Origin of the sequence: Neisseria sp. 27098_8_112 (genome assembly GCF_041433235.1) — a bacterium.
GTDB lineage: Bacteria > Pseudomonadota > Gammaproteobacteria > Burkholderiales > Neisseriaceae > Neisseria.
On record NZ_JAPWBB010000001.1, the window covers coordinates 287353 to 310576 of the forward strand.

A 23224-nucleotide genomic window follows, 5' to 3' on the forward strand; every position below is an offset into this window, starting at 1 on the left:
AGGGGAAATTTAATTACAATACCTAAGGGTAAATAATAATACATTTAATTGATTATTTTGGATATTTATTTTACCTACAGGGAAAATATTATATAAATAAAGGCCGTCTGAATATTCAGACGGCCAAGTATAGGGAAAAGAAAAACCCGCTTTGTGGCGGGCTGGTAAAAAATATTACTTAGGCTGCAGCATCTGGATTGTCACGCAGATATTCAGCTTCTGCTACGTCGTCTTCAAAGTTGAGAGAAAGTGGAATATCACTGCCTTTTTTATCATTGCATACGTCAACGTCGGTTTTAAGCTGGACACAATCTCCGACAATTTGTTGTCGGCGCTGTGAAAATGCTTTATGAAAATGTTCTACGGGGACGTTGGGGTCATCTAAATCAGCCCATAGCGTCAATTGTTTGCCATTAACACTTTCTCTTACCGCGTGTTTGGCACGATAGCTGCGTCCTTTAGGGTCTGCGCGCAGCTCTTCTCTGAAGTGGCGTGAAAATGTATTGGCGGCAAGCTGGATTTCATCGCGCATATTGGGCTGGTAAAGTTTGTTGTCCAATGCCCATCCTGCCAAATCATGAACATCTACTCTTCCGTCTTCAATGCCTTTGGCCTGTTTGTATTGTTCTACGATTTCTGTGATTTGTTTTTTTGTGGCGTTACTCATCATTACTCCTATTTGCAAAACCCCAGCCGTCATAGGTTGAGCCGTTTAAAATGAAATTCCGTACCGGAACAAGATGTTTGCGCAATTGCTGATATTTTCCTGTGCGGTTGTGAAGCTGCCCGACCACCAAGCCCGGGTGTATTTCATTGACACCTGCAAAGGCAATAATTTTCCTTTCGGAAAAAATATAGGCACCTACGCGGACAATATAGCTGTCAAGTTTGGCGGCGGGGACGCAAAAATCTGCCGCTGCTTTGTTTGCCAAATGTTCCGATTCGGGTAGCCCGTCAATCTGAATGCCGATATCTTCATCAATGACAGCCTGGTTTTTGCCGTCTCCGTTTAGGATGTGTTCCAATTCATGCCGGAGGGTAAACCAGAAATTGTCTATGCGGTCGTAGCGCAAGGTCATGCCGATAACTGGCTTTTGATTGTCCAGCCAAAAACAGGCGGCATCCAGTTTGCTGTTGGGCAAGCTTTCGACAAAGATTAATCGGATGCCGCATGCAGACAGTATTTTGGGAACGTGGCGGACTTCTTCTGCCGAACGAAGCAGACCGGACAATTCGTCAATGGCTTTTTTTACAGCCGCATTGCTGAATTTTCCCGTTGTCAGTTGTTCGGCTGCCAACTGTCTGACTTTAAAAAGCCATGCCAAGTTTGTTGTGCTGATTGTTTGTTGGTAGGCAGCCGCGTTTTGCTTGGCAGAAAATTGGAATTGCGGTGTTTGGTTGATTGTCTCGAGATTGAAGAAGTTTTTTACAGCACTTTCTAACTCTTCAAATGTTTTGCCGGCAGAAATCCAGCCGCGTTTTACCATTTCTTTAATCGGATAGTTCTGATACAAGGCTGCTCTTAACGGAATCTCTTGATACTTGTCGGCTTCGAGTTGGGATAGCTGGAATCGGGCTTGAAGATTAAGCCATGTTTCTGCAGAAATACCCAATGCTTGATGCAGCTGCATGGCAGTATCGGGGGTGATGCCCAATTTGCCGGATATGATTTGGTTTATGGTTTTGGCGGGTCGTTGAATGATTTCTGCTAAATCTGACTGTGTCAGATTTCTAGCGGAAAGTTCGGCTTTTAGAACTTGTCCTGGGTGTATCGGTTGAGCGGGTAAAATTTGTGTATTCATTTTGGGTGGTCTTTTAACTCTAGTCGGTGCAATACGATTTGTTCGTTTTCTATGTGGATAATTAAATTACATTTTGAATTGACGGTTATGGAATAGTGGCCTGAACTGTCATTACACGGCGACAAGTTTAAAAATGAAGCTTGGTGCAAATCGGTTATGCGCTGTACAGACAAAAGATAGTTCACAATTAACCTGTATGCACCTGTTGCTTTTACACCTATCTGCTTATCCTGAAAATATGGGTCGGTGAACAGCAAGTATAAATAGTTTGTTTCAAACTTTAGCTGCATTCTAAGATTTTCCTATTATATCAAATTTACACTTAGTGTAAATCTGTAATATTTAGATTTTAAGATGGCCGTCTGACAACAGACGGCCTTTTGTGATTATGTCCGGATTACAGGTCTAAAAAGTCGAGGGGGAGGACTTTCCAGAATTTTCCGTGTACGGTTAATTGGTCGTATTCGTCCGGCAATATATCAAAATTGGATTTTGTGTAGGCGGGATTGTCGGATGTGACGTGCAAAACGCCGCCTTTCCCGCGTGCGAGCCTTTTGATGTAGGTATAGCCTTGGAAGGTAATCAGGTATATGCCGCTGTTGGTAAATTCGGCGATGTCGGTTTTTATCAGGGTAATGGATCGGCGCGGTATGGTCGGCTCCATGCTGTCGCCGTCGGGCGGACATAGGCTGACGTTTTTCAGATTGGCTGTGCCAAGCAATTCTTGTAGGGCGCTATTGGGTAATTCTATCGACCGGAGGAGGTCGGGGAATTCGGGGTTAATGTGTCCTTGTCCACAAGATGCGGCTACGTCGTATAGATTTAATGTTGTGCTGTCATTTTTTTGAGTGGTAATACTACCTATTGTTTGGCTGTCTTCTCCATCAAGCCATGCTTTGCTTACATTAAATGCTGATGTAATTATATCAAGCATATCATCCCCAATCCGTTTTCTATGCGGATTGTCTTTTTCGTACAGCATCCGAGATACATAAGAAGCCGAGCGGTCTAGCTTATCGGCTAGTTCGCTTATTTTGCCGTCACATTTTTTATCTTTAAGTTCAAGCAGACGAAGTCTGCGGTATTCATATTTATCCATTTTTTTATTTTCCTTTCTTTATACCTTGAGGTAAATTCCCTATGGGTATTGATTTTATATTTACCTATAGGTAAAATGGCGGAAATTTAAGAAGGGAGTTGTATGAAAGAAATTGATTTCAGCCCGCTACGTTTGTATTTAAAAGGTTTAAGCAAGGAAGAGAGAGTGAAATTTGCTTTCGATTGTGGAACTAGTCTTGGTTATATGCGTAAGCGGATGTCGTTAAGAAGGCCATTTGGTTTTTTAATTTCTAAGAAAGTTGCTCAAAAAGGTGTGATGACACCTCAAGAACTGCGACCTAATGATTTTGCAAATTATGTTTGGGATTAAAAATGAATGAAATTGTAATTGCCGATAAGACCATTCGCCTTACAGATGGTTTGTATTGCCTGAATGATTTGCATAAGGCTTCGGGCGGTGAAAAACGATATGAGCCTTATCTGTGGCTTAGATTATTGCAAACATCTGAACTCATTCGAGAGTTGGAGTTTGAACAAAGTGAACCACAGATATGTGGTTCAATGAAAAATCAACCACTTAGTGAACCCCAGATATGGGGTTCAATGAAAAATCAACCACTTATTAAAACCATTAAAGGTTTTGGAAAAAATCAAGGGACTTTCGCCTGCCGTGAGTTGGTTTACAGCTATGCGATGTGGATTAGTCCGAAATTCCATCTTCAGGTTGTCCGTGCTTTTGATGCGTTGGTATCGGGTCGGACGGCTGCATCGGCGGTTTGTCCGAACCAGCTGCCGCCATCGGTGATTCCGTTTGAGTTGTCGGTGCCGCGTACTGCCGATGAGGCGCGCAAGCTGGCGTCGCAGTTGGCTTTGGAGCGCCGTTCGCTGGATTTCAAAATTGCGCGTGCCCAGCCTTGGTTAAGGTTTTGGGCTGATTTGGAAGCTGAGGGCGGCGGTGCCGGCTTGGCGTTGCGTTAATTCTGTCGCCTTTGGTGACTGTGTCTTGAAATACCCCTGATTCCGATACGCCATGTCGGGATGTTTTTCCACCTGCCTTTTCCATTAGAGGGGGGGGGGCAGGCTTTTTTTACGCCTAAATTTTGTATAAGGCCGTCTGAAATGAATAAATTAGACTTTAAATCTGTTGCTGATGCTGCTTTGAATGCGGTGGATAATTTGCTTGCGGAATGGTTGCCCGGTGGCAAGTATAAGGGGCATGAGTTTTTTGCGCTGAATCCGACACGCGCGGACCGTCATTTGGGTTCATTTGCGGTGAATACGCATTCGGGCGCATGGGCTGATTATGCGACTGATGATGCCGGCGGGGATCTGATCAGCCTTTATGCTTATTTGTTTACGCATGGCAATCAGGGCGATGCGCTTCGTGCTGTGGCCGAACGTTTGAATATAGGTGGCTTTGAGCCGGTGGAGCGTGTTCTTTGGGATGGTACTCCGAACTATGGTAAATCTGGTCGGTCGCGGGAAACGTGGACGCCGATTGTGCCGGTGGATGAGGCGAAATTGGGCTTTTTGCGTGGTTCGTCGTCGTTTAAATTCCGCGCTAGGGATAAGAGGGTTGACCGGCAGGCAGTTTATCGTGACGAGCAGGGCCGTCCGGTGATGGTTATCCAGCGTTTTATAGGTACTGACGGGCATAAGGAAGACCTGCCGTTTGCATGGTGCCAGAATGGCAAGGGCGAGCAGGAATGGCGGAATCGTCGTGTGCTTGAGCCTTTGCCGTTGTATGGTTTGGATGATTTGGCACGCCGCCCGAATGCGCCTGTTTTGTTGGTCGAGGGGGAGAAATGTCGGGACGCGGCAGCAAATTGCCATGATTTGGCTGATTATGTTGCGGTATCTTGGCACGGTGGTGCAAATGGTTGGAAAAAATCTAACTGGCAGCCGCTTGCCGGCCGTAGGGTGGTGTGTTGGCCGGATTGTGATAGTCAGCGCCGAAAACGTTCCAAAAAAGATGCTGAGGAGGGTTTGAGCGAATGGGATATGCCGTATTTGGATTATTTGGAACAGCCGGGTATGGCGGCGATGTTGGGTATTGCGGCGGTATTGGTTGATTTGGGCTGTTCGGTCGAAATCGCGGATATTCCACGTCCTGGCGTTTGGCCAAGTGGTTACGATATTGCTGATGTGTTGGTGGATACTGAGCCGCTTACCAGTGTTCGGGCGGTGATGTCCGCTTTGCGGACGTATCCTTTTGTGGATGATTCCGACCCGGCAATCTTCCCGCGCCCTTCTGATAATATGAGTGGGTGCGATGCACCGCACCCACAAGACCAAGGGGGCGGCGCGGGGGCGGATGTTGATCATTCGTCTGTGGGTAGCCGTGAAGGTTTGGTCATGCAGGAATTGATGGATAATTTTGCTCAAGTCGGTTTGAAGGAGCGTGTTATCTCTTTGAAAACAGGGGAAATTTTTAGTTTTCGTCAGTTGGGCAAGATTTTCGGCAAAGAGGCGGTGCTTGGTTGGTCTTATAAGGCTAAACGGCAAAAGGTTGAGGAATTTGAGGCTGAAATCATTGGTAAGCGGTTGAAGTTGGAGGCGTTGGCCAAGATTGATGATATGTTTGCGGATATGATTAACCGCTATATTTATTTGGATGGGACAACTGATGCTTTTGATATTAAGTTGGATTCGGTTGTGTCATTGGCGGCGGTAAAGGCGGCGTGGCCGGAGCAGTTTGATGATTGGTTGAAATCTCCGGCACGAATGGTATGCCCGATCTCAAATTATGTTTTTGAGCCTGATTTGCCGTGTGGAGTATCGTTTAATGATGATAATTTAGTCAATTATATCAATATGTTTCGTGGTTTACCTGTGCCTGCGGTTTTTCCGGAGGTTGAGACGGCCAAGGATGTGTCGATTGATGATTTGAAGGCGCGTTTCCCCGGGTGTAAGCATATCATTGGCTTGATTGAAAATTTATGTGCCGGCAATGGTAATAAGGCTGATGCATCTGTTGAGTGGGTTTTGAATTGGTTGGCTTGCCGCTTCCTCTGGCCTGAACGTAAGCCTGCAACAGCTTTGGTTTTCATCTCTGAAACTCAGGGGGTGGGTAAATCGACGTTCGGTGAGCGTGTTGTTAAGGGTTTGTTTGGTGATTATTTGCGCCAACTTGACCAAAATGCGCTGGAATCTCGCTTTAATGCGGTTTTGTTGTTTGCGTTGGTTACAATTTTTGAAGAGATTAGTCCGTCTGATGAGCGGATGAATATCATCGGTAAGCTTAAAAATATGATTACGAGTGATGTGATTATGGTGGAGCGCAAAGGGCGCGATGCTGAAAAACATTCGGATTATAATTCGTATATCATTTTTTCGAATGATGAGCGTTCGATACCGATTGAATCAAATGACCGTCGTTTTATGGTATCAGGTTGTAGTCGGAAATTCACGGATGATATGTATGCTAATTTGGATGCAGAATTGAAAAATGGCGGTATTGAGGAATTTGCTGCGTTTTTATGTGCTTTGCCGTTGATGTACACCAATGATCAGGGGGAGCGTGTACCGTTTAATCCGCATTCTAAGCCGTTGATGACACCGATTAAACGCCGAATGATTAATCTGAATAAGCCGGGCTGGGAGGCGTTTTTGGATGATTGGTATAATGGTGATATTGATGTGCCCTTTATTACTTGTGCAGCGGCGGATTTGTGGAAGGTTTACAAGAAATGGTGCTACGATACTAAGACTTTTAGTATGACCCAGAAGAATTTTTATTCAAATATGGCCAAGCGCTTACAAGATGTGAGAACTTGGGTTAGAATGAATGGATATGACAAGAAGCGGTTGCGTATCTTTGTGGTGCCACATAATTGGTTGCGCCCGGAAATGCAGCAGCTCTTCCCACAGCCCAACACAGATAATACTGCCCGTGATTCGGAGGATGCTGTCAGTAAGATGGATTATTACGGCAATCAGGTGGCGGAATTTAGCCGCATTTTAGAAAAGTTGTCGTTGTAATTTTGGTTTGTCCATATTTTTGATGGTTTGTCCATATTATGGGGTCTTCTGAAAGCCTTATAAACCGTGGTTTGTCCAGTTTGTCCAGATTGTCCATAGGTCAAAACCTTATACGCGCGTAATGATTTTTTCATTACGCGCTTTTTTGTGTATACATGGTTTTTTATTTTTATTTTTTACTTCCACATACGGACTTACTTAAAAAGTATGGACAAACTGGACAAACTAATAAATATAAGGCTTTTGCTATGGACAACACCCTGGACAAGTATGGACAAACCAGATAAAAATTTTGAAAAATGTGGACAATCTAATTTTTGTTGGTTGTTGTTGCTTGGTTTGATATAATTTCATTCATATAAAACAAAGCTCTGCGTTAATTGATGGGGCTACAGGGTAACTGTATGGCGAGATTGATACAGGATTGAATGACAATTAATGGACTGTTGGAATATTGGGCAGATTGGTGTTTAGGCCGGTTTGATTCTTCAGGTCGGTGTTCGAGTAAATTAAATGCGTTGATGGCTTCTGGGGTGTCGTTGCCTGGTAGTTCAAACGCTTTTTCGCAAATCCCATATGGTATTGATGGCGATGCGGTTGCGATGACTGTTGATCGGTATGTGTCTAGGTTGTCGGCGGTGCCCGCGGCGGTGGTGCGGGTTGAGTTTTTAACGGTTGGTAGTCAGTTGGAAAAAGCGGCTAATGTATCGCAGCAGTGTGGGGCGGTTGTCAGTCATCAAAACTACCGTGTAACATTGCACCGGACAATCAAGAAACTTGAGGCCAATCCTGAAATTGCATTTTTATTGAGAAAGTTGTCTTGACGGGTTGTAACATTTAATGTTTAATTATGACAAACTGTGGTTTACGTGCGTAACGAGACCACAGTTTTTTATTGTCATTACCCGTATAGGCCGTCTGAACCGCCATTCAGACGGCCTTTCTTTTGGAGATGTCATGCCGGCAATTCGTGTCGATGTCAGCAAAATGGTCGCACGCTTGGATGATGTCCAACGCCGACAAGTCCCGTTTGCCGCTAAAAATGCGGTGAACAAACTTGCTGCACAGGCAATCGGCAATCTGCAAGATGAAATGAGGGATTCGTTCTTTAACCCGAAGCCGTGGACGTTGAACAGTCTGTTTGTCAGACAGTATGCAACCAAGGAGGAATTGACCGCCGTGGTCGATTTCAAGGACGGTGCAAAGGATAGAAGCGCGGGCAAATATCTGACGGCGCAAATTTATGGTGGAAGCCGTCGGGCGAAAGGTATCGAGGCGTTTCTGGTTTCGCGGGGATTGATGCCCACGGGGTATCGGATTGTGCCGTCAGATGCGGTAAGGCTTGACCGTTTCGGCAATATCACGCTGGCTGCGTTTCGGGCAATGGTGCGCGGATTGAACGACGGTACGCATTTCGCCCTACTTAAACGACGCGGCAAACTGTCTCCGGGAATTTATAAACGACAAAAAAGAAAAGTAAAAGCCTTGGTTGTGTATGTGTCAGCGGCACAGTATGAAAAACGTCTCCGGTATTTTGAGGTTGCTGAACAAGCTGTCGTCAGTAATCAGCAGGCAGTCTTTGCCGAAGAACTCGAAAAAGCATTCGCCACAGCCCGATAAGGTACTTCCTGGACTTTCAGCCACGCGGGTAATTCGAGCCGCGATTTCTGTTAAGCGACAGGTTTGTATGGGTTGCTTGCTGGGTTAATGAGGAACTGACATGAAAGTGAATAAAAGACAGCTTGCCGATATTGTCGGCGTTACGGAACAGGCTTTGACCAACTGGCAGAAAGAAGGCTTGCCGGTGGCGGCCTATGCAGATAAAAACGGGCTTGCGAATGAATACGATACCGTTGCGGTTATCCGCTGGATGTTTCAGCGGGAACTGGAACGGCTGAACAAGGAAAAGCCGCGCGATCGGCTGGATAGGGTGAAGGCTGAATTGGCTGAATTGGAGCGGGACGAAAAATTAGGACAGCTTGCGCCGGCCGCGATGTTTGAGCGCGCATGGGGCGACCATGTTTTAGCGGCACGGACGGAATTTTTAACAATGCCCGAGCAGTTGGCGGCTGAACTGACGGCGACGTCGGGCGTGGAAATAGACCCTGATACCATTGCGGCGTACATCAACAGGGCGCTGGAAAAATTATCGAATTACGGAGCAGAAAACGATGGAGATGACAGCCGCAACCATGCAGGCGCGGATGGCTGAAACGGTGGCGCGGGTGTTGCGGCAGGCGTGCCGGAAATGGGCGCCGCCGCGCAAGATTAAAACCCGCGACTGGGCGAACAAGTACCGCTATCTTTCCAGCATAGAGGCCGCCCGACCGGGCAAATACGTTTTGGACGTAACGCCGTATCTGGCATGGGAAAACAGCCCGCTTGATGCGCTGGACGACCCGTCCGTGCAAGTGGTTGTTTGCCAGAAATCGGCGCAAGTGGCGTGGACTTCGGGTGTGCTGGGTAACTTTTTGGGCAAATCCATCGATGCCGAACCCAGTCCGATATTGGTTCTGTTCCCGAAAGAGGGGGCGGCTAAAGAGTACATGGACGAAAAATTCGTTCCGATGGTCGAAGCGACGCCCGCCTTGCGCGAGAAAGTCGATACCCGTATCCGTGCGCAAGGGCAGCGGCAGTTGTTCAAGAAATTCCCCGGCGGTTTTCTGAAGCTGGTGGGCAGTAACAGCCCCGCCAGTGTGAAATCGTCGCCGGTGCCGATTGTGTGCGTGGAGGAGCCGGACGACTGTAACCTGAACCTACGCGGTCAGGGCGACAGTATCAAGCTGGCGAAGGAGCGTACCAAAACCTACCGCCGACCGAAAATCGTATTAGGCGGTACGCCGACTATTGCGGGCGTCTCGACAATTGCCGCCGAAATGGAGTTGTCGGACAAGCGCGTCGGTATGGTGCCGTGCCACGAATGCGGCGAAGCCCATGTGTTGAGCTTCGATTACCTTTCTTGCAACGAAGACCCGAACGGCAACCATCCCGTTTTCGGCAAAAAGCTGCCGGAAACGGCGCATTACACCTGCCCGAACTGCGGCGCGGTGTGGAACGACATGCAGAAAAACCGTAATGTGCGTCGCGGTTGGTGGCAGGCGACCGCGCCTTTTCACGGCACGGCAGGTTTTTACCTGAACGAGCTATACAGCCCGTTCCCCGGCAGTGTGTTTTCCGAACTGGTGAAAAAATGGTTGACCGCGCAATACGAAGCGGACAACGGCGATATATCGCCGATGATTGCCTTCGTCAATTCGTCCATCGGAATCCCGTTCGAAATGACCAATGACGGCGTGAAGGAAGACGACCTGGCAGAACGCGGCGAAGACTACGCCGAAAACACCGTTCCGCGCGGCGGCCTGATTCTGACTATGGGCGTGGACGTGCAACATGACCGGCTGGCAGTCATCATCCGCGCATGGGGGCGCGGCGAGGAAAGCTGGCTGGTTTGGTGGGGCGAAATCCACGGCAACACGGTGGACGTCAAATCCGACGTGTGGCGCAAACTGGCTGAGATGATATTTCAGACGGCCTACAAGCACGAAACCGGTGCGGGAATGAAAATCGCGGCGGTATCGATAGACAGTTCGGACGGCAATACCTCCGACGCGGTGTATCACTTTGTGCGCGGCTGCCGTGGCGTGAAAGCGGTGAATGTGATGGCGGTCAAGGGCAGCACCAACCCCGATAAAGAGATTTTCAGTCGGGCGCGGGCGATTGACTTGAAGCACAAAAACACCAAGGCCGACAAATTCGGCGTGCAGGTGTACAGCGTCGGCGTATCGCGCGCGAAGGACTTGCTGATAGACGAGCATGCGCGCATCAATCTGGAAGGAAGCGGGGCGGGGCGGATGCACTTTTACAAAGATGTCCGCGCCGACTACTGCGGCCAGTTGTTGAGCGAAGTTAAAGTACCCAGCCGCATGAACAAGCACAAAAAGGTTTGGCAGAAAAAGGTCGGTGTACGAAACGAGGCATTGGACTGCGAAGTCTATGCCCTGCACGCCGCCCGCTCGGTCGGCACGCATACCATGTCGGCGGCAAAATGGGCGTTATACGAAAACGCGCTGTTGCAGTCGGAATTGTTTGCCGAACCGAAACCCACCGAACAGGTGCAGGAAAAAACGAAGGCGGACAGCGGCAGCGGTTTTGCGGCAACCAGACGCCGTAAGGGCGGTAACTTCGTTACCAATTATTGATTCAGGCCGTCTGAACAGCAGATTTCAGACGGCCTTTATACGGTATTGACTATGAATGAAAAAGAACAGGTTCTATCACACATTCGGACGCATCCGGGTTGCACATCAGCCGGTGTCGCCAATGAGGTGTATGGAAAGCAGAAGTGGAGCGGCTGGATTTTTGCCCGCCGCGATATTGATACGCTGATTGAGGAAGGCGTGGTGGAAGAGCGTTTTGAGCAAGGCGTCAGTAAATTTTATGCAAAAGAGGCCGTCTGAAAATGAACGGTAATGACTATGCGGTAGAACTTGAAGAAGCGCGAGAGATTCTGAACAGCCTTCGGAAAGCCTACAAGGAACATGCGGCAGGCAGGGGCATGACCAAGCGGTACAAAATCAAAGACCGCGAAATGGAGTTTTCCAGCCTTGCCGATTTGTTGAAGCAGATACGGTTCTGGCAGCGGGAAATTACGCGGCTGGAAGCGGCGGCGGGTGTTTCCCCGCGCCGTTCAGGCCGTATCATCACGCGATTTTAGGATGAGCTATGGCAAAACAATCAAATGCCGCGCCGCAAAAGCGCGGTTTTTTTGCGCGTTTGTTCGGCAGGCGGGAAGCCGTCCCGAAAACAGCCCGCCGCAGCTTTGCAGGGGCGCGTCCGGGCGGATCTCTGGCTTCATGGCAGCCGCAAAACTGGTCGGCGGACGCTTTGGCGCGGTCAGACCTTGACCGCCTGCGCGCCCGCGCCCGCAGCCTTGCTCGCGACAACGACTACATGCGCAAGTTTTTGAACATGGTCGAAAGCAACGTTATCGGGCGCGACGGTTTTACCCTGCAAATGCGTGTTTTGCTGGATAACGCCGACAAGCCCGATGCCTTGGCGAACAAGGCCATCGAGGCAGCGTTTTCACGCTGGGCAAGGCGCGGCGTGTGCGACGTTACCGGCCAGATGTCTTTTACCGACCTGCAACGGCTGCTGATTCGCAGCGTGGCGCGGGACGGCGAAGTGCTGATTCGTCATATTTCAGGGTTTGACAATGATTACGGCTATGCGTTGCAGGTGCTGGATATTGACCGTTTGGATACGGGATACAACGTTCCGCAGCAAAACGGGCGCAACGCCGTGCGCATGGGTGTCGAGCTAAACAGCTATTCCCGTCCTGTGGCGTACTGGCTGCGGACGGCGCATCCGGGCGAATCATACGGACAGACGAATACGGGCAATTTACGTGAACGGGTGCCGGCAGAGCAAATCAGCCATATTTTCCTGCACGACCGCCCGGAGCAGCGGCGCGGCTTTCCGTGGGTGGCTTCGGCCATCATCGGCCTGCAAAACCTGTCGGGCTATCAGGAAGCGGCCATTATCGCTGCCCGTGTCGGCGCATCGAAAATGGGCTTTTTCAAACAGACGGAAGACGCCGACAACTTCATGCCGCCGATTGACGGGCAAGAAGTCGATAACGGGCGCGGCAGCATCGATTTAATCGATTCGGTCGAGCCGGGTACGTTCCACGAACTGCCGCAGGGTTACGACTTTACGCCGTTCGACCCGGATTACCCCCACGCCAATTACGACGCATTCGTCAAAGCCAGCCTGCGCGGTATCGCCAGCGGTTTGAACGTGGCTTATCACAGTTTAGCGAACGACCTTGAGGGCGTGAACTTTTCCAGTATCCGCAGCGGGACGCTGGAGGAGCGCGATACATGGATGACATTGCAAAACTGGTTTGCCGAAGCGTTCTTGTATGACGTATTCGACCGCTGGATTAAGACGGCGTTGCTAATGGGCGCAATCAAGATGCCGTCCGGCAAATCGCTGCCTGCCGGCAAGCTGGACAAGTTCAAGGCCTGCAACTGGCAGGGGCGCCGCTGGTCGTGGGTTGACCCGCTGAAAGATATTAATGCGCATAAAGAGGCGGTGGCGCTGACGGTCAAATCCCGCCGCGATATTTGCGCGGAAATGGGTTTGGATTTTGAAGATGTTATTACCCAAATCGAACAGGAAAACCAGATGTTGGCAGAAAAAGGAATCATTGCCGACGTAAAACCGGCCGCATCGGCGGCAGAACCGGAATCGGAGGATAACCCGAATGAAGAAAATGAAGCCTGATAAGGCGCAAATGCAGCAAATGAGCCGCTTTGCCGTGTTTCAGCGTGAAAGCGTGGATGTTGAAAAACGGACGGTCGAAGTGGCGTTTTCCAGCGAAGAGCCGGTAGAACGCTGGTTCGGCGATGAAGTATTAAGTCATGCGGCGGGTGCCGTTGACTTAAGTCGTCTGAACGACGGTGGCGCGGTGTTGTTCAATCATGACTGGGACGACCAAATCGGCGTCATCGAACGTGCTTGGATTGATGCCGACAAGCGCGGCCGTGCCTTGGTACGTTTTGGCAGCGGTACGAAGGCAACGGAAAAATTCCAAGATGTGCAAGACGGCATCCTACGCCATATCAGCGTCGGCTACCGAGTGGAGCATATGGTATTGGACAATCCCGATGCTGACGATGAGGACTACCGTTACATCGTTACCCGCTGGATGCCGTATGAAATCAGTTTTGTAACCGTTCCGGCTGACCCGACAGTTGGTGTCGGCAGATCGGTGGAACCATTTATTGAAAACCCTGTAAACCCAACCCCTGAAAAAGGAAATCGAAACATGGATAAAAATCAAACGCCCACTACGGTGGAAACTCCTGCCGCTGCAATCCCTGCCGCCGCATCAACCGATACCAACAACACCGCCGAACGCGGTATGCAGAACGAACGCGCGCGCGTTTCCGAACTGTTGGCCATTGGTCGCAGTTACGCCGCCCACGGCGGTATCGAAGCAGCCGAAAAGGTTATTAAAGAGGGCGGTAGTGAAGCCCAATTACGCGCCGCCATCATGGCAAACATGCAGACGAAGCCGACCGTTACTGCCGGTGAAATCGGCATGACTGATAAAGAACAGCGTGAATTTTCCCTTCTGCGCGCCATGTCTGCCGCTGCAACCGGCAAATGGGACAAAGCAGGCTTGGAACGCGAAGTGTCGGAAGAGTTGGAAAAACGGCATGGTCGCGCAGCGGCAGGCTTCTTTGTACCGACTGATTTGATTGCCCGAGCTTACAGCAAAGGCAATGCGGCAAACGGCGGCAACGCCATCGAAAACGACTTCCGCGAAGACTTGTTTATCGAACTGCTGCGCAACCGACTTGCCGTTGCCCAGTTGGGCGCTACCGTACTGGACGGCTTGGTCGGCGACATCACTATTCCGAAACACCTGACCGGCAACACCGTCCAATGGGTGGATGAAAACGGCAGCGCGTCCGAATCGAACGCCACTTTCGGACAAATGAGCCTGAAACCGAAAACCGTTACCGCCAATACCGAATTGAGCCGCAAATTCATTTTGCAATCCTCGCTGTCTGCCGAACAGTTCGCCCGCAGCGAATTGTTGAAAGCGATGATGCTGGGTATCGACTTGGCGGCCATCAACGGCAAAGGTACCGGCAACGCACCGACCGGCATCCTGAACACTGCCGGCATCGGCGCGGTGGAAATCGATGCGAACGGCGGTGCGCCCGAATGGGAGCATATCGTCGCTTTGGAAAGTGCCATTGCCGCCGCCAATGCCGACATCGGTGATTTGGCATACATCACCAATGCCCGCGTGCGCGGTCTGCTGAAAACCAAGCTGAAGGCCTACAGCGTGTCCGGCTACATCTGGCAGGACGGCGCAACGCCGTTGAACGGCTACCGTTGCGCGGTATCAAACCAAATTCCGTCCAACCTGACCAAAGGTACGGCGGCCAACAAATGCAGCCCGCTGATTTTTGGTAACTGGTCTGATCTGATGATTGCGCACTGGGGCGTTTTGGATGTGATTGTTGATCCGTACACCAAGTCTACTGCGGGCGCGGTACGCATCACCACGTTGCAAGATGTGGATATTGCCGTCCGTCATGTCGAATCCTTTGCTGCCATCAAAGACATCGTGGCTGCTTGATTGTGAAACCCAAGGTTGTCTGAATTTCAGACGACCTTATTGATTGAGGTATTAAAAAATGGCAAAAATCAAAATTATCCCGACCCGTAGTTTTTTTGATGGTGAACAGATGTTTGCCGCATGGAAAAAATATTCGGTGGACGAATCTGCGGCGGCTGTCTATATCCGCGAAGGTTGGGCGGCAGAAGCGCCTACCAAAGAGGCTAAATCCTCTGGTGCTGATGGCGGCGAAGCGCCTGCCAAAGAGACTAAATCCTCTGGTGTTGATGGCGGCGAAGCTGAAGATGGCGGTAACGCATCCGGTGAGGGCGGTGAGGACGGCAGTGTTTAACGAGCCGCTGAACGTGTTTACCAATCCTGCTGATTTCGGTGAAACCGTGATGATTGACGGTAAAGAGGTAAACGCGATATTTGACCGTGAATTTATGACGGATAGCGGGTTTGGCGTTGCCGTTGCCAATGCCGACCCGCAAATCATCGTTACTGAAGACGACCTGTCGGAAGACGTGAAGTCGGTGGTCGTTACCGTGCGCGGAAAACGTTACACGGTGGCGGAAACCGATTTTGACGGTTGCGGAATGGTTGTTGTGCAATTGAGGGCAATACATGACAAGCCGACTTACTGAAATCCGCAATGCGGCGACAGATGTGCTGAAAACGAAGTTCCAGCGCGTGTATTCCGGGCGTGGTCTCGCGCCTGCGCAATCGCAGTTGCCGTGTGTTGTGGTGTACGTTGACAATCGCCGAACCGAACAGGAAACGTTTGATTTTCCGCCTACCTACCGGCATACGGTGCGGCTGGTTACGTTGGTTTGCGTGCAGGCTGCTTCCGGTGCGGACGAACTGGCGGAAGAGATGCTGTCTTTGATTGGGCAGTTGTTTGCCGAACATTCCGATTTGGGTGTTGGTGATTTGGAAAATCTGGTGCCTGATTTGCTGAATATCGATTCCGACGAAAGCGGCGAAGCCGTTACCGTCTATTATCAGCAAGGATGGCAGGCAATTTATTTTGATACGGCAGTCTGATTTCAGATTGCCTTTAATTTGGAGTTAAAGTATGGCAGTGAAATTACCGAACGGTGCGACCGTTCACATTGCGACCGCTTTGGCGGCGGAGAAAAAAGCTACGGTGGCAACTAATGCTGCCGAATGCGTCCTGACGGTAGCAGGACACGGGTTTGCCAACGGCGATTTGGTTTTGTTTAAAAGCGGCTGGGGAAAGTTGAATGAACGCGTTTTCCAGATTGGCGATGTCAAAACCGATACATTCAAGCTGATCGGCATTGATACTTCCAATGCAGATGAGTTTCCGGCAGGCAGCGGTATTGGTGCTGTTCAGAAAATTACCGATTGGGTGCAGGTTTCGCAAATTGTAGAATTTTCGACCAGTGGCGGCGAGCAGCAATATGTAGATTTTGGTTTTTTGGAGGATGATTTTGACCAGCAAATCCCATCCACGAAATCAGCTATGTCAATGTCGATTAAGATCGCTGACGATACTTCGTTGCCCGGCTACAAGGCGGCTGCAAAATGCAGCGATAAAGGCGGCAAGTGGCCTTTGAAAGTGGTTTTGAAAGGTGGTGGGCTGATTTGCTATAACGGTTATCCCAGCATGAATAAAACCCCCGAATTGGTTCGTAACCAAGTAATGGCTGTAACGTTGTCCTACGCCATTTCCGGCGAAGTAAACCGTTATTGATTTTATCGACATATAAAGGTTGTCCGAGTTACTCGGGCAACCTTATTTATTTGGAGTATTGAAATGGCAAAACTCACTTTGAAGCCTGATGCAACTTTCCGACATATCGTGAAAATCCCTGTTCCCGGTGCAGAACCTGCGGACGTCGAATTTGAATTTAAGGCACGCGGCCGCAAGGCGATGAAAGAATTTACCGAAAAGCATAAAGACGGCTGGACGGCAGATACCGTCTTGGATTGTGTTCAAGGCTGGGATTTGGAAGAAGCATTCGACCGTCAGAATGTCGAAATCCTGCTGGATAGCTATCCGATGGCAGTGTTTGCCGTCGTCAACGGCTATGTTGAGGAAGTCTTCAATGCCCGCGAGGGAAACTGATTGCCGCCGCGCGTGCGCTTTATGAGAAGCAGCCTGATGCGGCGGAATTGAATGTATTTGGATTTTCGGCGGACGATTTTTCAGAAGAGGAGACCACTTTTGGCGTATGGCCGTGCAACTGGCGGGCGGTGCAACTGTTTATTGCAGTATCGACACAGTGGCGTATCGGAATGTCGGGTGCGACGGGGTTGGATTATTCCGCCGTTGCAGCGGTTATGGAATGCGGCAATATCAAGCCGAAGAAACGGAAAGCACTGTTGGAGAAAGTCCGTATGATGGAGCTTGAAGTGTTGTCAATGTGGGCAGGCGAGCATGAATAACGAAACCAAGATTTATATTACCGCTGAAACGGGCAGTGTCGTCAGCGGCGTAGAAAAGGCAAAACAGTCCATCAAGTCGTTGGGGGATGTAGCATCTTCCCAGGGGCGGCGTATTTCTGACGGATTGGTACATAGTGGCGACGGAGCAGAGAAATCATCGACGGTAGTGTCGGCGGCATCGAAGCGGACGGAACGGTCTTTGGCTTCTCTGGAAAATGCCATCCGTCGCGATATAGCCGTTAAGATTGCAGGCGGTAAGGCAAACCGAGAGTATTACGAAGAGCTTGCCCGTCAGCGCGGTATCGATATTGCACGGCTTAATCCGCTACTGTCCCAATTGGACAGGCATAATACGCAGACCAATCGTGCTACGCAGTCTGTCAAGCAGTTCAATAACGCCTTACGGCAAACCCCGGCACAAATTACCGACATCGTTACCCAGCTTGCAGGCGGGCAAAGCCCGTTTCTGATCATGATGCAACAGGGTGGGCAGTTGCGTGATATGTATGGCGGCTTCGGTGGTATGCTTAAGGGGCTGGCCACGGTCATTTCCCCTATGCGCCTTGCTGTTGCAGGGTTGGGCGGTGGCATTGCGGCATTGGGTTATGCGATGTATCAGGGTGCAGAGGAATCGCGCGAATACCGTAAGGCCTTGATACTTGCCGGAGATGCAGCAGGGATTACTGCAGACAGGATGCAGGAAATCGCTGTTTCGGTCGGGGCAGCGACGGGCGGCTATGTTGATGCGCGTGCTGCAATTACGGCCTTGGTCTCAAGCGGCAAGGTTGCAACGGACAATTACGAACAGTTCGCCCGGAGTATTACCCTCCAGTCGCAGGCAACGGGACAAAGTATTGACGATTTGGTTGGGAAATATACTGAAATTGCCAAAGACCCGCTGAAAGCCGTGGTGTCTCTATCAGCCACCTACCGGACAATGACTGCCGATGTTTACGAGCAGGTCAAGGCTTTGCAGGCGCAAGGCCGGGAACAGGACGCGGTTGCATTGGTGCAGAGGAAATTCTCCGAAGAGTCGGAGGATATGGCAAAACGCGTACTGGGCAATCTTGGGTTGATTGAGCGGGCGTGGAAGGATATTAAAGCCAGTGCGTCGGAGGTATGGGATGCTGTTAAATCCATAGGTAGGGACAAGACCAAGCTGGATGAACTTGCCGCGCTGAATTCGTTTATTTCCCAAATCGAAACCAGCAAGAAACATCCGGCTTCGCAATTGTTTTGGGGTGAAAAGGGTGAGCGTAAGCTGCAGGAAGCCTATGCGCAGCGTGCCCGGTTGCTTGCCGAAATCGACAAGGATGCAGCCACTGCTGAAGCTTTGCGGAAGAAACAGAAGCAGAACCAAGACCGAACTGAAGGCGTGGCGAAACAGGATGCCATTGCACAGCGGTATGCCCCGCGCGACGAGCAGTGGAAGCGTGCACGTCAGGAAAACGATAAGGCGCTTGAAAAGGCGTTGGATGGCGTCACGGATCCGAAAGAACGGCAGGTGCATATTAACAAGCACGCCCGCAACGCACGGTGGATTGACGAGAGTTATGCTGATAAAAGACACGGCCAACAGAAAGAAAAAACGGATAAAACGAGCTACCCCACTGTTTCGAACGGCTTGAGGATTAAACCGGGAGCCGAAGCGGGCGGCAAAGCGCTAGGCGGAACATATGCCTTCGCGCATGCCATGCAGCAGATGCTGGGAGACCGTCTGTTCCGTTTCGGCGCCTTCCGAGATCGATACCACATTGGGAAAAACAGCCTGCATAACAGTGGATTGGCATTTGATGCTACTCCTTCTCCCAGTATGGGGATGAAGCAGAAACAGGAAGTTGTCGCCCAAATGACCCGTTATCTTGAGTCGTTGGGGTTTAAAAACGGGCAGGATTTTAACCTTAAACTGGAACTTGCCGGACAGCGCAATAAAAACGGTACGGTAGCAACCGGCGATCACTGGCATTTCAACTGGCGTTCTCAAGAGGCGGCTGCGCGATTTGCCGGCGGTGTTGAGGGCCAGGTGAAAAATATGGCGCACCTCGGGTTGTTTAAGGGAGTGGAGAAAGAACCTCTTTCCGGCTACGAAAAATGGGAGGAGGATTTTAACCGTCGGGCGGCGGCGGCGGGAGCGAAGCGGGTGCTGGAAATTTTAAACGGCAACCGCGCCATCGGCGAACAGTTGAAGTTGTTGTCCGACCCGACTTTCGGCGATTGGACGCTGAAGCAGCAGGCCGATGCCCGCGAGCTGGCGGAGAAGGCCGACGCGCAGGATAGTTTGACGGCTGCTTCCAAAAAATATTCCGATATAGTGAAGCAAATGACCGACGATTCGAAAGACAAGTTGGATGACAGGCTGTTTGAAATTTCGCTTATCGGCAAAACCCGTGAAGAAATCGAGAAACTGACGCTGGCGAGACTGTGGGACAGACAGATAGCGAAAGCCCGTGAAGAAGGTGCGCCGTTGGAAAGTATCGATTTATTGGAGCGCGGCAAGGCGGAAGGGATGAGCAATCTTTCTCAAATGCAGAAGGCGCGTGCAGACAGCGACAATGATTGGCGCGGCGGTATCGAGTCCGGCTTGAAAAGCTACATCGATTCATTCGGAACGATGAGGCAGGCGATGGAAAATGCCACCGTACAAACCTTCGACAAAATGGGGGATGCGCTGGCAGACTTTGTTGCCACAGGCAAACTTGATTTTCGAAGCCTGACTGTTTCCATTTTGCAGGATTTGTCAAAAATGCTGATTAAAATGGCGATTGTCAATGCAATGAAGTCGGCGTTGGGTTATGCCGACGGCGGTATTGTCGGTGGTGGGAGTACGCAGTTCGACGCGTTGTTTTCCGGTGGCGGTTATACCGGATACGGCGGGAAGTATGAGCCTGCCGGCATTGTCCACAAGGGCGAAGTCGTATTTTCCCAGCGGGACGTACGTAATCACGGCGGCGTTGCGGCAGTCGAGCGGCTGCGGTTGAATGGTTATGCCGGCGGCGGTGCAGTAGGACTGCCGTCTGTTTTGACCGGAGCCCGTTCGGCCGGGGCTGGAGGCATGCAGGTCAACATCACTATAAATCGGGACGGTAGCACCGAATCGGACAGCAGTGCCGATACGGAGATGGCGAAGCATCTTGCCGCCGCCATACCGGGCATGGTGGAACAGTGGTATGTCAAGAATGTGTACCGTGAAAACGGTACTTACCATAAATAGGTCGTCTGAAAGGAACCGATCATGACTGAAACATTCCGATGGCGTGTTGCTTCGGATAATAAGGCTGTACATAAATTCGATGTCCGTTCCGTTCGCTTTGGCGACGGCTACGAGCAACGGCAGCCTAAATCTTTGAAACCGAAGCTGCGAAGCTGGGAGATCAAGATAGTCGGACAAAAGGCTTTGATGGGAGAAATCAAAGCCTTTTTTGATGCCCGGCGCGGTGTTGAGCCGTTTAATTGGAGACCGCCCGATGGCGTGCCTGTATTGGTCAAGGTAGCGGAATATCAGGAAACGGCGAAGGGTGGCAAAGCCTACGAATTGAGCTGTACGTTTGAGGAGGTGCTTTCATGAATCCGCGTATAAAGGCCATGTCGGGTGTGATGCTGCAAGCCTTGTCTGCCGTGCAGCAGGATGTTTTGGTCGATTTGTGGCAAGTGGACTTGCGGCCGCTGGGCGGTCGGGTTTTCTATTTCTGCAATCAGGTCAACGAGCGGGGTACGGCGGTTGTCTGGCAGGGACAGGCATATGAGCCTTATCCGATTAAGGCGGACGGCTTTGAATCAACTTCGCAAGGGGCGGGCAACCGTCCGACGCTGACGGTATCGAATCTATTGGGGTTGATTACGGGCGCGGCGGATCAGTTCGGTCAGCTCGTCGGCGTGCTGGTTGTGCGCCGTCAAACCTATGCCAAGTTTTTAGATGCGGTTAATTTCCAGTCCGGGCGCAATCCGACCGCAGACCCGATGCAGGAAGTCGTCGGCAAATATTTGGTTGAACGGATGACGGCATTGAATGCAGAAACGGCAACCTTCGAACTTGCCGCGCCGTCTGAATCGGATGGTTCGGTCATTCCCGCCCGTATTATGCTGGCAAATACCTGCTGCTGGCAGTATCGCGGCGAAGGATGCGGTTATACGGGGCGTGCGGTTGCCGACCGTTTCGATATGCCCACGGACGATGCGTCCAAAGACGTATGCAGCAAAACACTGACGGGATGTAGGGCGCGGTTTGGCGCGACGGCGGTTTTGCCGTTCGGCGGTTTCCCGTCTAGCGACAAGGTAACGACATGATGGATTTGGATTTGTTAAGTGAAGAAGTACGGCGCGAAATGCTGGCGTGTGCTGAAGAAGCCGTACCGTCTGAAATGTGCGGGGTTTTGGTTTTCAGTTATGAAGGCTATGAGTTTCTGCCTTTGTCCAATTGCGCCGAAAGCCCGCATGAAACCTTTGAGATTTCCGCTGACGACTGGATGGCGGCGGAGCGCGTCGGCGAGATTGTGGCAGTCGTGCATTCCCATCCGCGCGGCGAGCCGTTTTTATCGGGTGCGGACAGACGGATGCAGGTCGAAACGGGCTTGCCTTGGATTTTGGTTACACAAGGTCGTCTGAAACTGTTCCGCCCCGTTCCGCATTTGCGCGGGCGTGTCTTCGAATACGGCAAGGCGGATTGCGGCACGCTGGTGCGCGATGCCTTCATGTTGATGGGGCTGGTTTTCCCCGACCATCCGCGTGGCGATATAGATGAGGATGCGGCGGCAGGCTTTTGGGAAAAACATTTGGAAAACTGCGGGTTCTCCCGTGTTTCAGATGGCCTTTGCGCCGGTGATGTGGTCTTGACGGCAACGGGCGGGCATGCGTCCCATGCCCTTCTGTATTTGGGCAACGACTGGATGCTGCACCATGCCTACAATCAATTGAGCTGCCGTGTGCCTTATACCCGCTATTGGGCGGATGTTACGCACAGCGTTTGGCGGCATCCCGATTTCGAGCCGGCTATGATGCAGGCACTTGAGAATGATTTTACCTCTATGGAGCAAGCATGATTACTGTTTGTCTGTACGGCGGCCTGCGCGAGTACGGCCGCCGTTTTGTTTTGCACGTCGAGACGCCCGCTGAAGCCCTGCATGCTCTGTTTACCCAAATCAAAGGCTTGCGTCGGCGGATTCGGGACGGGGTGTATCAGGTGCGGTTTGACGGAAAAGACCAGTCTGAAGAAACGATAGGTAGCGTGTTCAGACGGCCTGCTGACGGTGTATTGCACATTGTTCCGCGCGTACAGGGTGCAGGTAAAAATGGCGGGTTGATCCAAACCATTATCGGAGTGGTTTTGATTGTAGTCGGCGCGTATACGAGTTGGGCCGGTGGTGCACAGCTTATCGCCGTCGGTATCGGTATGGTGGCTGGCGGTGTCGCCCAAATGTTGACCAAACAGCCCAAATTGAATGCCGACGGCAAGGGGGTGGAAGAGAGTAAGAATTCTGCTTTTTCCAACCTTGCCAATACAGCGGCACAGGGTCGCCCTGTGCCGTTGGCTTACGGGCTTTGCTACTGCGGCAGCCGTGTTGTATCGCAGGGTGTGCAGTCCCGCCGTATCGAACCGTCATCGACGGCGGCTTCGTCAGGTGCGGTGTTGAATTTGGGTTTGTCCAAGACATTCGTTCAAGGCGTAGCAGCAACCGCGCCGAACGGGCAGAAATACCGTACCGACTTTTCAGATGACAGCGTGCGGGCGCGCAATTATAAGGTGGCGTTTTCAGGTTGAAACGTCGTCTGAAAAATCGAAACGCCGCGAAGGGGCAAACTTCGCGGCGTGTCTGTTTTTGTTTGTGTATTTTTT

Annotated in this window: 25 protein-coding genes; 22 read left to right on the forward strand and 3 right to left on the reverse strand. The window is 50.9% G+C overall.

The window, feature by feature from the left end; all coding sequences use genetic code 11:
* Window positions 1–178: 178 nt before the first annotated feature.
* The 3 genes from O3682_RS01385 to O3682_RS01395 form a co-directional block, all read right to left on the reverse strand.
* Window positions 179–667, reverse strand: a complete 489-nt coding sequence (locus O3682_RS01385; RefSeq protein WP_371508091.1) for a hypothetical protein — start codon at window positions 665–667, stop codon at window positions 179–181.
* Window positions 660–1802: a HigA family addiction module antitoxin gene (locus O3682_RS01390; protein ID WP_371508092.1), complete on the reverse strand. Its 1143-nt coding sequence runs from the start codon at window positions 1800–1802 to the stop codon at window positions 660–662. Before O3682_RS01390 ends, O3682_RS01385 begins: the two co-directional genes overlap by 8 nt.
* Window positions 1803–2199: 397 nt before the next feature.
* Window positions 2200–2901 carry a LexA family transcriptional regulator gene (locus O3682_RS01395; protein ID WP_371508093.1) on the reverse strand — a complete coding sequence of 234 codons (702 nt, stop codon included), beginning with the start codon at window positions 2899–2901 and terminating at the stop codon, window positions 2200–2202.
* A gap of 102 nt (window positions 2902–3003) precedes the next feature.
* Here O3682_RS01395 and O3682_RS01400 point away from each other — a divergent pair, with 102 nt between their 5' ends.
* The 22 genes from O3682_RS01400 (at window position 3004) to O3682_RS01505 (ending at window position 23149) form a co-directional block, all read left to right on the forward strand.
* Entirely contained in the window at window positions 3004–3231 is a 228-nt protein-coding gene (locus O3682_RS01400) for a hypothetical protein (RefSeq protein ID WP_314273552.1), read from the forward strand.
* A gap of 2 nt (window positions 3232–3233) precedes the next feature.
* Window positions 3234–3839: a KilA-N domain-containing protein gene (locus O3682_RS01405; protein WP_371508094.1), complete on the forward strand. Its 606-nt coding sequence runs from the start codon at window positions 3234–3236 to the stop codon at window positions 3837–3839.
* A gap of 141 nt (window positions 3840–3980) precedes the next feature.
* A complete protein-coding gene (locus O3682_RS01410) occupies window positions 3981–6842 on the forward strand; it encodes a DUF5906 domain-containing protein (RefSeq protein WP_371508095.1) in 2862 nt (953 codons plus the stop codon).
* A gap of 428 nt (window positions 6843–7270) precedes the next feature.
* Window positions 7271–7666, forward strand: coding sequence for a hypothetical protein (locus O3682_RS01415; protein WP_371508096.1), 396 nt, complete (start codon window positions 7271–7273; stop codon window positions 7664–7666).
* 133 nt (window positions 7667–7799) lie between these two features.
* Window positions 7800–8462, forward strand: coding sequence for a hypothetical protein (locus O3682_RS01420; RefSeq protein WP_371508097.1), 663 nt, complete (start codon window positions 7800–7802; stop codon window positions 8460–8462).
* 100 nt (window positions 8463–8562) lie between these two features.
* Window positions 8563–9054 (forward strand): DUF1441 family protein, encoded by a 492-nt coding sequence (locus tag O3682_RS01425; RefSeq protein WP_003757655.1) that lies wholly within the window; start codon window positions 8563–8565, stop codon window positions 9052–9054.
* On the forward strand, window positions 9014–11041 hold the full coding sequence (locus tag O3682_RS01430; protein ID WP_371508098.1) for a phage terminase large subunit family protein: 2028 nt from the start codon (window positions 9014–9016) through the stop codon (window positions 11039–11041). Before O3682_RS01425 ends, O3682_RS01430 begins: the two co-directional genes overlap by 41 nt.
* A 51-nt stretch (window positions 11042–11092) precedes the next feature.
* Window positions 11093–11299, forward strand: a complete 207-nt coding sequence (locus O3682_RS01435) for a hypothetical protein (protein WP_371508099.1) — start codon at window positions 11093–11095, stop codon at window positions 11297–11299.
* A 2-nt stretch (window positions 11300–11301) separates the two neighbouring features.
* A complete protein-coding gene (locus O3682_RS01440) occupies window positions 11302–11556 on the forward strand; it encodes a DUF6148 family protein (RefSeq protein WP_371508100.1) in 255 nt (84 codons plus the stop codon).
* A gap of 8 nt (window positions 11557–11564) precedes the next feature.
* Window positions 11565–13127 carry a phage portal protein gene (locus O3682_RS01445; RefSeq protein ID WP_371508101.1) on the forward strand — a complete coding sequence of 521 codons (1563 nt, stop codon included), beginning with the start codon at window positions 11565–11567 and terminating at the stop codon, window positions 13125–13127.
* Window positions 13108–15000: a phage major capsid protein gene (locus O3682_RS01450; protein WP_371508102.1), complete on the forward strand. Its 1893-nt coding sequence runs from the start codon at window positions 13108–13110 to the stop codon at window positions 14998–15000. Before O3682_RS01445 ends, O3682_RS01450 begins: the two co-directional genes overlap by 20 nt.
* 58 nt (window positions 15001–15058) lie before the next feature.
* A complete protein-coding gene (locus O3682_RS01455) occupies window positions 15059–15331 on the forward strand; it encodes a hypothetical protein (protein ID WP_371508103.1) in 273 nt (90 codons plus the stop codon).
* On the forward strand, window positions 15324–15626 hold the full coding sequence (locus tag O3682_RS01460; RefSeq protein ID WP_371508127.1) for a head-tail joining protein: 303 nt from the start codon (window positions 15324–15326) through the stop codon (window positions 15624–15626). Before O3682_RS01455 ends, O3682_RS01460 begins: the two co-directional genes overlap by 8 nt.
* Window positions 15607–16026 carry a hypothetical protein gene (locus O3682_RS01465; RefSeq protein ID WP_371508104.1) on the forward strand — a complete coding sequence of 140 codons (420 nt, stop codon included), beginning with the start codon at window positions 15607–15609 and terminating at the stop codon, window positions 16024–16026. The genes O3682_RS01460 and O3682_RS01465 overlap by 20 nt, the downstream gene beginning before the upstream one ends.
* A 31-nt stretch (window positions 16027–16057) precedes the next feature.
* Window positions 16058–16699, forward strand: a complete 642-nt coding sequence (locus O3682_RS01470) for a phage tail protein (RefSeq protein ID WP_049351688.1) — start codon at window positions 16058–16060, stop codon at window positions 16697–16699.
* A gap of 63 nt (window positions 16700–16762) precedes the next feature.
* Entirely contained in the window at window positions 16763–17074 is a 312-nt protein-coding gene (locus O3682_RS01475) for a phage tail assembly chaperone (RefSeq protein ID WP_049351687.1), read from the forward strand.
* Window positions 17075–17121: 47 nt separating this feature from the next.
* A complete protein-coding gene (locus tag O3682_RS01480; RefSeq protein WP_371508105.1) occupies window positions 17122–17394 on the forward strand; it encodes a DUF1799 domain-containing protein in 273 nt (90 codons plus the stop codon).
* Window positions 17387–20605 carry a phage tail length tape measure family protein gene (locus tag O3682_RS01485; RefSeq protein WP_371508106.1) on the forward strand — a complete coding sequence of 1073 codons (3219 nt, stop codon included), beginning with the start codon at window positions 17387–17389 and terminating at the stop codon, window positions 20603–20605. The genes O3682_RS01480 and O3682_RS01485 overlap by 8 nt, the downstream gene beginning before the upstream one ends.
* A gap of 21 nt (window positions 20606–20626) precedes the next feature.
* A complete protein-coding gene (locus O3682_RS01490) occupies window positions 20627–20959 on the forward strand; it encodes a phage tail protein (protein WP_371508107.1) in 333 nt (110 codons plus the stop codon).
* On the forward strand, window positions 20956–21678 hold the full coding sequence (locus O3682_RS01495; RefSeq protein ID WP_002247810.1) for a phage minor tail protein L: 723 nt from the start codon (window positions 20956–20958) through the stop codon (window positions 21676–21678). The genes O3682_RS01490 and O3682_RS01495 overlap by 4 nt, the downstream gene beginning before the upstream one ends.
* Window positions 21675–22430, forward strand: coding sequence for a C40 family peptidase (locus O3682_RS01500; protein ID WP_371508108.1), 756 nt, complete (start codon window positions 21675–21677; stop codon window positions 22428–22430). Before O3682_RS01495 ends, O3682_RS01500 begins: the two co-directional genes overlap by 4 nt.
* Complete coding sequence (locus O3682_RS01505) at window positions 22427–23149, forward strand: tail assembly protein (RefSeq protein ID WP_371508109.1); 723 nt, start codon at window positions 22427–22429, stop codon at window positions 23147–23149. The genes O3682_RS01500 and O3682_RS01505 overlap by 4 nt, the downstream gene beginning before the upstream one ends.
* Window positions 23150–23224 lie beyond the last annotated feature (75 nt).

Excerpts from the sequence above, each read along its gene's own strand:
- O3682_RS01385 (WP_371508091.1), bottom strand. The coding sequence starts at position 667 with ATGAGTAACGCCACAAAAAAACAAATCACAGAAATCGTAGAACAATAC.
- O3682_RS01390 (WP_371508092.1), bottom strand. The coding sequence starts at position 1,802 with ATGAATACACAAATTTTACCCGCTCAACCGATACACCCAGGACAAGTT.
- O3682_RS01395 (WP_371508093.1), bottom strand. The coding sequence starts at position 2,901 with ATGGATAAATATGAATACCGCAGACTTCGTCTGCTTGAACTTAAAGAT.
- O3682_RS01400 (WP_314273552.1), top strand. The coding sequence starts at position 3,004 with ATGAAAGAAATTGATTTCAGCCCGCTACGTTTGTATTTAAAAGGTTTA.
- O3682_RS01405 (WP_371508094.1), top strand. The coding sequence starts at position 3,234 with ATGAATGAAATTGTAATTGCCGATAAGACCATTCGCCTTACAGATGGT.
- O3682_RS01410 (WP_371508095.1), top strand. The coding sequence starts at position 3,981 with ATGAATAAATTAGACTTTAAATCTGTTGCTGATGCTGCTTTGAATGCG.
- O3682_RS01415 (WP_371508096.1), top strand. The coding sequence starts at position 7,271 with ATGACAATTAATGGACTGTTGGAATATTGGGCAGATTGGTGTTTAGGC.
- O3682_RS01420 (WP_371508097.1), top strand. The coding sequence starts at position 7,800 with ATGCCGGCAATTCGTGTCGATGTCAGCAAAATGGTCGCACGCTTGGAT.
- O3682_RS01425 (WP_003757655.1), top strand. The coding sequence starts at position 8,563 with ATGAAAGTGAATAAAAGACAGCTTGCCGATATTGTCGGCGTTACGGAA.
- O3682_RS01430 (WP_371508098.1), top strand. The coding sequence starts at position 9,014 with ATGGAGATGACAGCCGCAACCATGCAGGCGCGGATGGCTGAAACGGTG.
- O3682_RS01435 (WP_371508099.1), top strand. The coding sequence starts at position 11,093 with ATGAATGAAAAAGAACAGGTTCTATCACACATTCGGACGCATCCGGGT.
- O3682_RS01440 (WP_371508100.1), top strand. The coding sequence starts at position 11,302 with ATGAACGGTAATGACTATGCGGTAGAACTTGAAGAAGCGCGAGAGATT.
- O3682_RS01445 (WP_371508101.1), top strand. The coding sequence starts at position 11,565 with ATGGCAAAACAATCAAATGCCGCGCCGCAAAAGCGCGGTTTTTTTGCG.
- O3682_RS01450 (WP_371508102.1), top strand. The coding sequence starts at position 13,108 with ATGAAGAAAATGAAGCCTGATAAGGCGCAAATGCAGCAAATGAGCCGC.
- O3682_RS01455 (WP_371508103.1), top strand. The coding sequence starts at position 15,059 with ATGGCAAAAATCAAAATTATCCCGACCCGTAGTTTTTTTGATGGTGAA.
- O3682_RS01465 (WP_371508104.1), top strand. The coding sequence starts at position 15,607 with ATGACAAGCCGACTTACTGAAATCCGCAATGCGGCGACAGATGTGCTG.
- O3682_RS01470 (WP_049351688.1), top strand. The coding sequence starts at position 16,058 with ATGGCAGTGAAATTACCGAACGGTGCGACCGTTCACATTGCGACCGCT.
- O3682_RS01475 (WP_049351687.1), top strand. The coding sequence starts at position 16,763 with ATGGCAAAACTCACTTTGAAGCCTGATGCAACTTTCCGACATATCGTG.
- O3682_RS01485 (WP_371508106.1), top strand. The coding sequence starts at position 17,387 with ATGAATAACGAAACCAAGATTTATATTACCGCTGAAACGGGCAGTGTC.
- O3682_RS01490 (WP_371508107.1), top strand. The coding sequence starts at position 20,627 with ATGACTGAAACATTCCGATGGCGTGTTGCTTCGGATAATAAGGCTGTA.
- O3682_RS01495 (WP_002247810.1), top strand. The coding sequence starts at position 20,956 with ATGAATCCGCGTATAAAGGCCATGTCGGGTGTGATGCTGCAAGCCTTG.
- O3682_RS01500 (WP_371508108.1), top strand. The coding sequence starts at position 21,675 with ATGATGGATTTGGATTTGTTAAGTGAAGAAGTACGGCGCGAAATGCTG.
- O3682_RS01505 (WP_371508109.1), top strand. The coding sequence starts at position 22,427 with ATGATTACTGTTTGTCTGTACGGCGGCCTGCGCGAGTACGGCCGCCGT.